At 52.4% G+C, this 13,856-nt stretch carries 8 protein-coding genes; 7 read left to right on the top strand and 1 reads right to left on the bottom strand.

Translation table 11 applies throughout. The features are described from left to right. The first annotated feature begins 123 nt into the window (after positions 1 to 123). On the top strand, positions 124 to 2,190 hold the full coding sequence (locus tag D3P09_RS05810) for an RNA degradosome polyphosphate kinase (protein WP_120107952.1): 2,067 nt from the start codon (positions 124 to 126) through the stop codon (positions 2,188 to 2,190). Here D3P09_RS05810 and D3P09_RS05805 read toward each other — a convergent pair. Then, the gene (locus D3P09_RS05805; RefSeq protein WP_120107951.1) at positions 2,187 to 3,725 is read right to left on the bottom strand and encodes a Ppx/GppA phosphatase family protein; all 1,539 of its coding nucleotides are present in this window, start codon (positions 3,723 to 3,725) and stop codon (positions 2,187 to 2,189) included. The genes D3P09_RS05810 and D3P09_RS05805 overlap by 4 nt on opposite strands. A gap of 310 nt (positions 3,726 to 4,035) precedes the next feature. Between D3P09_RS05805 and citZ the strand changes: the two genes are divergently transcribed. From citZ to D3P09_RS05775, 6 genes are all read left to right on the top strand, one after another. Beyond that, positions 4,036 to 5,148 carry a citrate synthase gene (gene citZ / locus D3P09_RS05800; RefSeq protein WP_120107949.1) on the top strand — a complete coding sequence of 371 codons (1,113 nt, stop codon included), beginning with the start codon at positions 4,036 to 4,038 and terminating at the stop codon, positions 5,146 to 5,148. Positions 5,149 to 5,378: 230 nt separating this feature from the next. Next, positions 5,379 to 6,674: an NADP-dependent isocitrate dehydrogenase gene (icd, locus tag D3P09_RS05795; protein WP_120107947.1), complete on the top strand. Its 1,296-nt coding sequence runs from the start codon at positions 5,379 to 5,381 to the stop codon at positions 6,672 to 6,674. Between the two features lie 291 nt (positions 6,675 to 6,965). Then, positions 6,966 to 7,910, top strand: coding sequence for a malate dehydrogenase (gene mdh / locus D3P09_RS05790; protein WP_120107945.1), 945 nt, complete (start codon positions 6,966 to 6,968; stop codon positions 7,908 to 7,910). A 93-nt stretch (positions 7,911 to 8,003) separates the two neighbouring features. Continuing rightward, positions 8,004 to 10,163: a DNA helicase RecQ gene (gene recQ / locus D3P09_RS05785; protein WP_120107943.1), complete on the top strand. Its 2,160-nt coding sequence runs from the start codon at positions 8,004 to 8,006 to the stop codon at positions 10,161 to 10,163. A 184-nt stretch (positions 10,164 to 10,347) separates the two neighbouring features. Beyond that, complete coding sequence (locus tag D3P09_RS05780; protein WP_120107942.1) at positions 10,348 to 11,370, top strand: LacI family DNA-binding transcriptional regulator; 1,023 nt, start codon at positions 10,348 to 10,350, stop codon at positions 11,368 to 11,370. A 255-nt stretch (positions 11,371 to 11,625) separates the two neighbouring features. Beyond that, entirely contained in the window at positions 11,626 to 13,788 is a 2,163-nt protein-coding gene (locus tag D3P09_RS05775; RefSeq protein WP_120107940.1) for an ADP-ribosylglycohydrolase family protein, read from the top strand. The last annotated feature ends 68 nt before the right edge of the window (positions 13,789 to 13,856 follow it).

The following is a 13,856-nucleotide window of genomic DNA, read 5'->3' as shown; positions in this document are numbered from 1 at the left end:
TGTTTACATGAAATTAACAAATTGATAATGTGCCAAAAATAGTCATCTATCATAATAGATAGCGGTAGTATAAGCTTTGGATTGCTCCGGCGATCCAGATTGAAAGCGAGGAAAGGGATCACCATGACGAAGCATTTGTCCCCATACGTCAATCGGGATTTGAGCTGGATCGAATTCAACCGCAGAGTGCTGGAGGAAGCGCAGGATATTCGCAATCCATTGCTGGAGAGAGCGAAGTTTCTATCCATCGTGTCGAGCAATATGGATGAATTCATGAGCGTACGAGTGGCCGGTATTCAGGATCAGATGAGAGCTGGTTTGACGAAGACGGACTTTACGGGCTACACGCCCGCTGGCCTGTGGAAGCGGCTGATTAAACGCGCTACAAGCATGGTGTTCGAGCAATACCGCACCTATCGTGAAGTGACCCGAAGCCTTGCCAAGGAAGGGATCTGCATTCGAACGCTGGATGAGCTCAACGCCACTCAGCAGAAGGCGGTATCCGATTACTTCCATGAAATCGTATTTCCGGTGCTGACGCCGATGGCTGTAGACCAGAGCAGACCGTTTCCTCTCGTACATACGAAGGAACTCTATCTGGCGGTGCTGCTAAAGCGCGAGGAAGCATTGGAGGAAGAAGAGCCGCTATTCGCTATCGTTCAAGTGCCTTCGATTTTATCGCGATTTGTAACGGTTCCAGGAAGAGTGAACAGCAAGAAACAAGAGTTTGTGCTGCTAGAGGATTTGATAGAGCAATTTATTCATACGTTATTCAACGGCTATGAACCGTTCTCCGTACATCCGTTCCGCTTGACCCGCAATGCAGATTTGACGCTGAACGAGGAAGGCGCGGAGGATCTGCTGGAGGAGATCGAGAAGGAGCTTCGCCGGCGCAGATGGGGCATTCCTGTCCGGCTTGAAGTGGCAAAGGGCATGCATCCCTTTGCGCTGCAGACGCTTAGGGAGGAGCTGGAGATCGAGGACAATCTGTTCGAGATTGACGGCCCGCTTGACCTTAGCTTCCTGATGCGGTTCTCCGGCAGTCTGTCCGGCTATGATAATTTGCGGTATGAGAAGCTGGAGCCGGTCTACCCTCGCGAGTTCGACGAGTCGGATGATATGTTCGAGGTGATCAGGCAGCGCGATGTGCTGGTCTATCATCCGTATGAGTCGTTTGAGCCGGTTAATGATTTTGTGCTTCAAGCCGCTTATGACCCGGACGTCCTCGCGATCAAAATGACGTTGTATCGCGTCAGCGGACAATCGGCACTCGTGCAGGCGCTTGCGAAGGCGGCCGAAGCGGGCAAGCAGGTGACAGTCGTCGTAGAGCTGAAAGCCAGATTTGACGAAGAACGCAATATCGCCTGGGCAAGACAGCTGGAGAAGGCGGGCTGCCATGTCGTCTATGGACTCGTCGGGCTGAAAACCCATGCCAAAATATTGCTGGTCGTCAGACGCGAGCAGGGCACGCTGCGCCGCTATGTGCATGTCGGAACGGGCAATTACAATGACAATACGGCTACGCTGTATACGGATATCGGATTATTCACATCCCATCCCGTAATCGGCGGAGATGCGTCTGCTTTGTTCAATGAGGTGACCGGCTATTCCTCCCCGTATAATTGGAAGGCATTTGGTGTAGCGCCTACCGATTTGAGGGAAAAGCTGTTCCGGTTGATCGACCGCGAGAAAGCCAACGCGCTGGCCGGACGGAAAGCGCATATTATCGCCAAAATGAATTCGTTATCCAATCAGGATATAATTGATAAATTGTATGAAGCGTCGCAGGCAGGCGTGAAGATTGAATTGATCGTTCGGGGCGTATGCTGCTTGAGACCGGGCGTGCCGGGGCGCAGCGACAATATTAAAGTGATCAGCATCGTAGACCGTTATCTGGAGCATGCGAGGGTGATGTACTTCCATAATAACGGGGAAGAGGATGTCTATCTCTCCAGTGCGGATTGGATGACGCGCAATCTCATGAAGCGGATCGAGCTGATGAGTCCTGTGTTCGATCCTGAGCTGCGCGCCATTCTGATTAATATGCTGAAGCTGAATCTGGAAGACAACGTCAAGGCCAGAGAGCTGAAGCCGAGCGGGCTTTATGAGCCTGTTGTCAGCAAGAGCGACAGGCCGTTCCGCAGCCAATTCGAAGCGAAGGTCATTCCGCTATGGAAAGGCGAGGCTTAATGCTGCATGCGGTAATGGCCCAGCACCGGTATTAGCTGCCAATGCTTCTTGAAGTCGGAGGCAAGCTCTTCGACTTCCCGGCGCTCTACCGCCAGTGAGCCGCGCGGATTGAGCGGGTGAAGCAGAAGCTTGGATTCGGCTTGGCGGATGGCGATCTGTCCGATCGCTTGCGTCTCGCTGCGATCGAGCGCTGCTGCGAGCTGAAGAAGCAAGCCAAGCTTGCAGATAAGATCGATATCCTGGTCATGAATCAGCGTACGATACGGCGCAAGCTGTGTTTTCACTCGCCCTTTGCTTTTGAATGAGGCGATAGCGGCCGTCATAATGATCTCTCTATGCGATAATCCATTCAGATGGGAATGGATAATAAGATAGAAGGAATGACGCGCATAATCGTAATAATCGATCGATGCCCCAATTCGATGCAGCTGGGAGGCGGCGTCCAGAAGCAGGCGTGAGCGGTCCTCGCCCTTTGGGGATCGATCGCGATGAAGCTCGTCGTACAGCTCCAGCGAAAGCCGGTTCACTTGCATCACATGCTGCCGCGGCGCTTCCGTATGCAGAGCGTTCAAATTTTGCAAGCTGTAGGCAAGCGGATCGCTTAGCTTCGGCTGAGCGGGAAAACGTGTCGCATGGAAGAGCCCGTCCCGCAGGCCTGCGCCGCAGATTTGGTAATGCGATGCTTTTACGAGCTTGAATAGGGTTCGTAATACAGCCACGCCGGGGACGATGACATCGGCTCTATCCTTTGACAAGCCCGGCAGCTTGCGTCTGCGCTCTAGCGGCAGGCTTCTCAACGTCTGGAACAGTTCGTCGACTCCTGCGCCCGATAGTTCATAATTATGGGTTTGCGCAAATGGGTAATGATGCACGGCTTGATGCACTTTGCCCAGCGCTCGTACCGTACCTCCTACGCCTACTAGGGGAAGTCCGGGAGCTTCGCGAATCCAATCATGCTTCATAGCGGCTTCGGTTACGACGGCTTCGATTGCCTTTAGCGATTCGTCCGGCAACTGCTCTTTGGAATCAAATGATTTGTTCAAGCTGACGCAGCCAAACGGAAAAGAGACGGAATGGACAAGCTCCCGATTGCGGAAGAGCGACAGCTCGGTGCTGCCTCCCCCTATGTCGATCAAATAGCCGTCCGTAACGCTAAGCGAGTTGATCATGCCGAGAAAGCCGTAGGAAGCTTCCATCTCGCCGGTCAGCAGTTCGATAGTGAGAGAGGTGGCGGTTTTTATTTTCTCGAGGATGTCGTCCCGGTTGGTCGCATTGCGGATTGCCGCTGTCGCAACGGCTCGGATTTGCCCGATGCCGTGATGCGAGCAGATGCGCATGAAGTGGCGGAGAGTCTCGATAAGCTCGGACACCGCATCTTCGGTCAATGCGCCTGCTTCGTTAATTTTTCCGCTTAGTCTGGCGGATCGTTTGCTGGCATCGACGACGCGGTGGGCGCCTCCTGCCGTTCTCTCGTACACGACGAGTCTTACGGAGTTGGAGCCGATATCGACGATGCCTATGCGTTGTCCAGTCATGGTAAACCTCCGTTCCGGCACTTGATGCATGCCGCCTGTAATGGGGACATTCTATCACATTGCCGCAGTTTTTTCGAAGTATATCGGACTATTGATTGTGGAATAATGAGCTGTCGGGATAATCAAACCGCGCAGGCATCCTGGCGCTTGCATACATAGCTGATTTAAATTATCAATGATGCCGATAAAGCATTTTTATGTCCTATTTTGTTGGCTTCATTGAAAAAATCATTTATGATTAAAGACAGTGCATCAATAACGTTACCATTCTTGGAATGAGAACTATATCGAGTATAAAGGAGAGAGAACGATGACAGCAACTAAAGGTCTGGAAGGAATCGTCGCAGCAGCGTCTTCCATCAGTTCGATCATTGATGGAGTCCTCACATATCGCGGCATCGATATTGACGATCTTGCAGAAAACGCTTCCTTTGAAGAAGTAGCTTATCTGCTTTGGTACGGCAAGCTCCCGAATCGTTCCGAACTCGACGCTCTGCAGAAGCAGCTTGACGAATTTTCGGAAGTGCCTGGCGCAGTAATCGATCAGATCAAACTGTATCCGAAGGATACAAACTCCATGGCGGCTCTCCGTACCGCAGTATCAAGCCTGGCGCTGTACGACGCTTCCGCGAACGACATGACTCCAGAAGCTAACCAACTGAAAGCGATTAAATTGCAGGCGCAGCTGCCTACAGTTATCGCTGCTTTTGCGCGTATTCGCGAAGGCAAGGAGCCTATTGCTCCTAAGAAGGGCGTATCGGTCGCTTACAACTTCCTGTACATGCTTACAGGCAAGGAGCCTGCTGAAGTGGCAGTGAAGGCGTTGGATCAAGCGCTTGTTCTTCACGCCGATCACGAGCTGAACGCTTCCACGTTCGCCGCTCGCGTAACGGTAGCAACGCTTTCCGACATCTACTCTGGCGTAACTTCCGCAATCGGCGCTCTGAAAGGCCCTCTGCATGGCGGCGCGAACGAAGCTGTTATGGTTATGCTTGAAGAAATCGGCACGTTCGCGAACGTTGAAGGCTACATTAACAACGCTCTTGCGAACAAGCAAAAAATTATGGGCTTCGGCCACCGGGTCTACAAGAACGGCGACCCTCGCGCCAAACATTTGCAAAAAATGTCCCGCGAGTTGGGCAAGCTGACTGGCAACATGGAGCTGTACGAAATGTCGGTTAAAATCGAAGAGCTGGTTACAGGCCAAAAAGGTCTGAAGCCAAACGTCGATTTCTACTCGGCATCGGTATACACAGCGCTCGAAATTCCGCGCGACCTGTTCACGCCGATCTTCGCAATCAGCCGCGTATCCGGCTGGTGCGCACATATTCTGGAGCAATACCAAGACAACCGCTTGATCCGTCCGCGTGCGGACTACGTCGGTCCTGTCAATGCAAAATACATCCCGATCGAGCAGCGCTAATCGATCCAGGTCTTCAGCATAAAGCGAGGGCAAGCGGCAAGCTTGTTCTCCTTTCCGTGCGGGCTGGTTATCGACGGAGAAGATCGTTATACTTAAGACTGATGCTTACGCAGTAAGTTTTGCTTCAATTAGCTTAATGCTAAAACTTAGGTCGATGCTTACGATGTAAGTTTTGCTCCAATTAGCTTAACGCTAATTCTAATCACAAAACTTTTTAGGAGGAATTATTCATGGCTAAGTTCGAAAAATACGCTCTTCCAACTGAAGGCGAGCAAATTTCTATTGACAATGGCGTTCTTCAAGTGCCTAACAACCCGATTATCCCGTTCATCGAGGGCGACGGTACTGGCCGCGACATCTGGCGCGCTTCGAAACGCGTTCTTGACGCTGCTGTAGAGAAAGCATACAGCGGCTCCAAAAAAATCGCTTGGTACGAAGTATTTGCCGGCGAAAAAGCATTCAACGAATACGGCGAGTGGCTGCCAGCTGATACGCTGACTGCTATCCGCGAATACATCGTAGCCATCAAAGGTCCTCTGACTACGCCTATCGGCGGCGGCATCCGTTCCCTGAACGTTGCTCTTCGTCAAGAGCTTGACCTGTACACTTGCCTGCGTCCAGTTCGTTACTTCGACGGCGTACCTTCCCCGGTTAAACGCCCTGAGCTGGTTAACATGGTTATCTTCCGCGAAAACACTGAAGATATCTATGCGGGTATCGAGTACGCTGAAGGTTCCGCAGAAGTTAAGAAAGTAATCGAATTCCTGCAAAAAGAAATGGGCGTTAACAAAATCCGTTTCCCAGAAACTTCCGGTATCGGCATCAAGCCAGTATCCGCTGAAGGTTCGAAACGTCTGGCTCGCGCTGCAATCGAATATGCGATCAAGCACGGCAGAAAAACGGTTACACTGGTTCACAAAGGCAACATCATGAAATTTACAGAAGGCGCGTTCAAGAACTGGGGCTACGAAGTGGCTGAGCAAGAATTCGCTGAGCAAACTTTCACTTGGGGCCAATACGACCGCATCAAAGACGCTGAAGGCGTTGACGCTGCGAACAAAGCACAAGCAGAAGCTGAAGCTGCTGGCAAAATCATCGTGAAGGACGCAATCGCGGACATCGCGCTGCAACAAGTATTGACTCGTCCAACTGACTTCGACGTAATCGCTACGCTCAACCTGAACGGCGACTACCTGTCCGACGCTCTGGCTGCACAAGTAGGCGGCATCGGTATCGCACCGGGCGCGAACATCAACTACCTGACTGGACATGCTATTTTCGAAGCAACTCACGGTACTGCTCCTAAATACGCGGACAAAGACGTCGTGAACCCTGGTTCCGTAATCCTGTCCGGCGTTATGATGCTTGAGCACCTGGGCTGGCAAGAAGCGGCTGACCTGATCTATAAAGGCATGGAAACTTCCATCAACAACAAAACAGTTACTTATGACTTCGCACGTCTCATGGAAGGCGCAACAGAAGTTAAATGTTCGGCATTTGCTGACGAAATCATCAAAAACATGTAGTGTAGGTTTCCCTTTAGCTGACGGCCATGCGGCCGTCCAAGGGATCGCCTGATTGAAGCTACTTTAACTCCCTTAAGGGAGCCACGGCGATGCGCCTCTGAATTCCGCTCGAAGCACGAGGGAGTACAGGGGCGCATAGGCATTGTGGGGGGAAACGGGCCCTATCTGCTGCTACTGCGGCAGATGCTCGGCGGCTGCGAGGGTATTTTTTGATGCGGAAATGTGTATAAAAGGGTATAGAAGCATGATGATGCGATTACGCGATAGACGAAAATAGGGAGGTCATTGGTTATGGCGATTCAACGTAAGAAGATTACGGTTGTAGGTGCAGGCTTCACAGGTGCGACGACGGCGCTCATGCTGGCGCAGAAAGAACTTGGCGATATCGTGCTCGTCGATATTGCGCCTCTGGAGAACCCTACGAAAGGCAAGGCGCTCGATATGCTGGAGGCTACTCCGGTTATCGGCGTCGATGCTAACATTATCGGTACATCGAATTACGAGGATACAAAGGACTCCGACGTTGTCATCATTACGGCAGGTGTGGCGCGCAAGCCTGGCATGAGCCGCGATGATTTGGTGAACACAAACGCCGGTATCGTGAAATCCGTATGCGAAAGCGTAAAAGCGACTAGCCCTAACGCTTACGTCATCATTTTGAGCAACCCGGTGGATGCCATGACGTATGTTGCTTTCCAAGCGCTCGGCTTCCCTAAAAACCGCGTCATCGGCCAATCCGGCGTGCTGGACACGGCGCGTTATTGCACCTTTATCGCACAAGAGCTGAACGTGTCGGTTGAAGATGTGCGCGGCTTCGTGCTTGGCGGCCATGGGGACGACATGGTGCCGCTTGTACGTTACTCCAACGTAGCAGGCATTCCGATCGAGAAGCTGATTCCGGCTGAACGCATTGACGCTATCGTGAAGCGCGCTCGCGTCGGCGGCGGCGAAATCGTCAATCTGCTGGGCAACGGCAGCGCCTATTACGCCCCGGCCGCATCCCTTGTTCAGATGACCGAAGCGGTGCTGAAGGACAAGAAACGCATCATTCCGGTTATCGCATACCTTGAAGGCGAATACGGATACGACAACCTGTTCATGGGCGTGCCGGCTATCATCGGCGGCGACGGCATTGAGAAAGTGATCGAGCTCGAGCTGACGGCTGAAGAAAAAACAGCGCTTGATCAATCGGCTCAATCCGTACGCAACGTCATTCAAATTGTAACAGGCGGTTAATCTGATTCGACTTTGGACTAACGTACGGGAGGACCCTGACAGCATACTGCCAGGGTTCTTTCCGTTTTTGGAGAGAGGAGGCTGCGGTCAAAGATGGAAAAGGCATTGCAATTGCTTAAAGAAGTATATGGCTATGATTCATTTCGAAAAGGGCAGGAAGATATTATAGAGGGCATTGTGGAGGGCCACGATACTCTGGCTATCCTGCCGACGGGCGGCGGCAAGTCGATCTGTTATCAGCTTCCGGCGTTATTGCTGCCGGGCACGACACTTGTGATTTCACCGTTGATCTCGCTGATGAAGGATCAGGTCGACAGCTTGCATCGCGTTGGCGTGTCGGCTGCATTCCTGAATAGCTCGCTTGGCGCGGCGGAGTACCGGGAAGTGCTGCGCAATGCGATGCAAGGCGAATACAAGCTGCTTTATGTCGCGCCAGAGAGATTGGACGCCCCCATGTTCCAGACGCTGTCTGAGCAGCTCCATATCCCGCTCATCGCGATTGACGAGGCTCACTGCGTGTCACAGTGGGGGCATGATTTCCGTCCAAGCTACCGCCAGCTGGCGGGCTGGATCGGCAGAATGCCGAATCGGCCTTTGGTAGCCGCTTTTACAGCGACGGCTACAGAAGAGGTGGCCGATGACATTGCGGCTATGCTGCGTCTGAACAATCCGCGCCGGTATGTGACAGGCTTTGCCCGTCCCAATCTATCTTTGTCTGTCGTGAGCGGGGTAGATAAGAAGCGGTTTCTGAAAGATTTTTTGAAGCAAAGAGAGGATCAGTCCGGCATTATCTATACGGCAACAAGAAAAGAAGCGGAAGAAGTAGGCGGGATCGTCCGGCAATTCGGGCTGGAGTCTGGCGTCTATCATGGCGGATTATCAGACACCGATAGGGCGGAGACGCAGGAGCAATTCCGCTTCGACCAGGTCCGAGTCATGGTTGCGACGAACGCGTTCGGCATGGGGATCGACAAGCCTAACGTTCGTTACGTGCTGCACTGGCAGATGCCCGGCGACTTAGAGTCCTATTATCAGGAAGCGGGCCGGGCCGGCCGCGACGGGGAGGAAAGCGATTGTATCCTGCTTTTTGAACCGGCGGATATGCAGGTCCAGCGTTTCCTGATTGAGCAAGGGACGGGGGATACGGAGCGAAAATCAATCCAGATGTCCAAGCTTCATATGATGATGAATTACAGCCGCACACAGCGCTGCCTGCAGCAATTTATCGTTGACTACTTCGGAGAGAGCGATGTCCCGGTATGCGGAAAATGCAGCAGCTGTCTCGATAAGAGCGAAGCGGTAGACCGTACCGAGGATGCTAAGATGGCCCTATCCTGCGTCGGCAGGATGAAAGGCCGGTTCGGAGTGACGATGGCGGCTAAAGTATTGAAGGGCTCCCGCGACAAGCGGCTGCTGGGATTTGGTCTCGACAGGCTGACGACCTATGGGTTAATGCGTCATTTGCCAGAGAAAGAGATTGCGGACTGGCTATATTGGCTGGTAGCAGAAGGATATATGCGTCTTAGCGAGGGACAGTATCCAACCGTATCCTTGACCGCGAGCGCACTGCCGGTGCTGGAAGGCAAGGAGATGATATCGCAGCGGGTGCGGGCGTCTGTAAGACAGGCAGCCTCGGCATCTTCTGAGGCATCTCCATTGTTTGACGCGCTGAAAGCATGGCGCAGAGACGCTGCCGCCAAGGAAGGCGTGCCTCCATTTATGATCTTCTTTGACGCAACTTTAAGAGATATCGCGAATGCCCGGCCTGCTTCGATTGACGATCTGCTGGAGGTGAAAGGAATCGGGGCTGCCAAAGGGAGCAAATACGGGAATGATATTATCGCCATTGTGGCAGATTTTCCGCAAAACCCCGATGAGCCCGCATCCGCTGCTTACTCCCGCACCAGCAGACCGGCACCGGCCTCCAGAAGGGCGGATCAGGATGAGCAGCCTAGTCATCTACAGTCTCTTGAGCTATTCAACGCCGGCATGTCGCCGGCTGAGATTGCGAAGGAGCGGGGGTTTAGCCAAGTGACGGTGGAGGGGCATATTATCCGCGGCGCCGGCGAAGGTTACGAGGTGGATTGGGACCGGATTGTTCCTCCTCACCAAGAGGAGAGCATCTTGCAAGCCATCGATCGTGTTGGCACGGAGCGGCTTAAGCCGATAAAAGACGAGCTGCCCCCCGATGTAGCTTATTTTGCCATTCACGGGGTACTATGCAAGCACGGCATATCGAACGGCTCGAAATAATGTTTTGCTCATCAGCTTGTGTACACATGAAGCTAAATGTGAGGACGGGGAAGCGACCCCGTTCTTTTTTGTGGATTCTCGTATATTGTCCTCTATCAGTTGCCGGGCCTCGCCATTAATGACATAATGAATTCGAACCGGTACCAGGAAAATGGTACAGAACGAAGCTTAGGAGCAGATACAGATGGCCAAATCAGATTCGGTTACGATTGCCGATGTGGCAAAACGGGCAGGAGTAGCGAAATCAACCGTGTCACGGATTATTAACGATGTGCCTGGCGTCAAGCCGGTAACGCGGAGCAAAGTGCTGCAAGCGATAGAAGAGCTGGGCTTCCGGCCTAATATGCTTGCTAGAAGTCTGAAGACAAATATGAAGCAGCAGATTGCGCTTGCTATTGACGATATACGCAACCCCTACTACCCCGAGCTTGCTTGGGCGGTGGAGCAGGTTGCGAAGGAGCATGGTTTCCGTCTTGTGCTGATCAACCATTACGGCAATCCGTCGGAAGAGCTCTCGATTATGGGCAAGGTAAATGAAATGCATATCGACGGTATTATTATGTCGACCATCAGCTTCCCCGCTGCGCTGAAAAAGTATATTAACCATTCCACAGTACCCGTAAGCTTGATCGGCAATCTAGGCGACGATGTGAATGCGGATATGGTGTATCTGTCGAAGCCGGAAGGCACCCTTGCAATGGAGCATCTGATCCGCATCGGATGCACCAATATCGCGTATGCCGGCGGGCCCAAAGAGGTGCATCAAGGGACGCGCTATGCTGCATATGAAGCTGCGCTTAGCGCTAATTTCCTTAAGCTTGATCCCGGCAATGTATATATCGGCTCTGATTTTTCCTTGCAGACGGGCATACAAGCGGCTGATTATATAAGCGGGCTGCCGGAGCTTCCTGGCGGTGTGTATGCCGCCAACGATATGATCGCCATCGGACTTATTCAGCGGCTGTTGGAGAAAGGGATACGTGTGCCGGAGGACATTGCGGTAGTCGGAGTGGACGATATTAGCTGGTCAACCATTACGCGGCCGCGCGTATCGACAGTGTCCAACTTGACGGCAGAGACGGGGCGTATAGCCGCAGAGCTTCTCATCCAACGGATCAAGGAGGGCCAGACTACCCCGCTTCGCAAGGTCCAATTGGAGCCTAGGCTGATCGTAAGAGAATCGACAGTGAAAGTAATGGAGTCTTAATAAGTGGAATCGCACCATGAATCTCGATTACTTTATTTATGGCATCAACAACGAATATCGGTCGCTTGACAATTCAAGACGGCCGTGTGATACTAATTTTCGAACCGGTTCGAAAATTTTCTCGAAAATGAATCGACGTTTGATCACCGAGCAAAAAATTTATTTGATTGAACTTCATAATCCGGCTGATCCATTGATAAAAATCGCAAAAAGCCGTTTTCAACTTACCTACATCCACAGACAGGAGAGACATTTATGGAAAACACGGCATTATCGGCAGCAAGCCGCAAAGGCTTGCAGTCAGATTATATTGAACGGACATATGCAGGATGGCTTGGCAAGATGGTTGGCGTCCGCCATGGCGCGAATGTAGAAAATTGGAGCTACGAAAGACTTCAGCGCGTTTTTGGAGAAATAACAGCTTATCCGCATCAATTCCGCAATTTTGCGGCTGATGACGATACGAACGGACCGATGTTTTTCCTCCGGGCGCTGGAGGATTACACGCATACACGCGACATCACGCCGGAGCAAATCGGCTTGACCTGGCTTAATTACGCGCCGGATCAGCATGGCTTCTATTGGTGGGGCGGCTACGGGGTGTCCACGGAGCACACAGCATATCTGAATTTGAAGAACGGCATTATGGCGCCCAGATCGGGTTCCATTGAGCAGAACGGCGCAGTAGTGGCAGAGCAAATCGGCGGTCAAATTTTCATCGACGTATGGGGAATGATCGCACCGGGCAATCCGGAGCTTGCCGCCGAATATGCGGAGAAGGCTGCAAGCGTATCGCATGACGGAGAAGGCATGTACGGTGGCCGCTTTATCGCTGCCGCGATTTCGGCTGCCTATCGGGCAGACACGATGGATGAGGTCATCGACGCAGGTTTGTCTGTTATACCTGAGCAATGCGAATATCGGAGAATGGCCGATGCCGTCAGAGATTTCCACCGGGAGCACCCGGACAATTGGCGCGATTGCTTTATGTATGTCAGAGACCATTTTGGATACGACAAATTTCCGGGCAACTGCCATATCATTCCGAACTCGGCGGTTATCCTCTTATCCATGCTGTATGGCGGAGGCGATTTCTCGCGGACCATCAATATTTGCAATATGTGCGGCTGGGATACCGACTGCAATGTTGGCAATGTAGGTGCGATTCTCGGTGTGTTCACGGGACTGGATGGAATCGGGCCGGAGTGGAGAACGCCAATCAATGATTTCATGTGCAGCTCCAGCGTAATGGGATCGCTGAATATTACGGATTTGCCGGCGTGCGCAGCCTATATTTCCAGGTTTGGCTACCTCATTGCAGGTGAAGCGATGCCTCAGGAGTGGGAGGCGATTTTGCAAGGCAAGGGACCGAAATTCCACTTCGAATACCCCGGCTCCACTCATGCGATGAGGACGAATACAAGCGACGAAGCCCATGTGAATGCTTTGATCGAAAATACGCCGGAGCAGGCCTATTCCGGCTCTCGTTCGTTGAAAGTGGCCTTCGACAAGGTGCAAGGCGGACATGCGTATCGTCTGTACCATCAGACATATTACCGGCCTGCTGATTTCGATGACAGCCGCTACGATCCCAGCTTCTCGCCGATTTTGTACCCGGGACAATCCATGTCGGCACAGCTGCTGCTGCCTCAAGATTCACCAGTACCAGTCAAAGCGGTTATGTATGTGAAAGACGGCAATCGCAATGAACGGTATTATGGGGAACCAGTTCAGCTTGCGCCTGGAGAATGGCAGGAGGCTTCCTTCGACATCCCATATCTGTCAGGCGCATGTCTGGAGGAAGCGGGCATCGAGTTTATTCCGCTGGACGGACGGGGAATGGAGTTGATTGCTTATGTGGATGACTTCACGTTTGCCGGTAAGCCGCATTATGAGGTCAACTTTGCGCAAGAGCGGCTTGAGGTGTGGAACAACCTGCATGTGGAAGTCAGCCAATTCTCGTATTTGCGAGGCATATGGACGCTGGAGGATGGCGAGCTGAGCGGAAGCTATGCGGCGGAATCGGCTGAATGCTATACCGGTGATCCGGCCTGGACGGATTACCGCCTGGAGGCAGAGCTTATCCCTAAGCTGGGCGAAGGACATTACATGCTTGCACGCGTACAAGGAGGCATCCGCAGCTATGCGGTAGGGCTAGCCCCGGGAGGCAAGCTTGCGCTTCTCAAAAACAACAACGGCTACCAGGTCTTGCAGGAAGTTGATTTCCCGTGGGAAGCCGGAGGAGCCTATACGATTGCGGTTACGGCAAATGGTCCTGTGCTGACGGTAGAATGGAACGGGGGGCAGCTATTATCCTATGAAGATACCGACAACCCTTACTTGAACGGAAGCATCGGCTTTGCGACGATGCATGGCAGCCATACGCATTTTACGCGATTTGCGGTAGAAGGCATTTAACTAGTGAAATATTCTAAGAAGCGGCAATAGGCGAGCAGCCTGTTGCCGTTATTTTTATTGGCGAGTCT

The sequence above is a fragment of the Paenibacillus pinisoli genome (assembly GCF_003605435.1).
Taxonomy (GTDB): domain Bacteria; phylum Bacillota; class Bacilli; order Paenibacillales; family Paenibacillaceae; genus Pristimantibacillus; species Pristimantibacillus pinisoli.
This window is presented reverse-complemented; position numbering and strand designations above follow the sequence as displayed.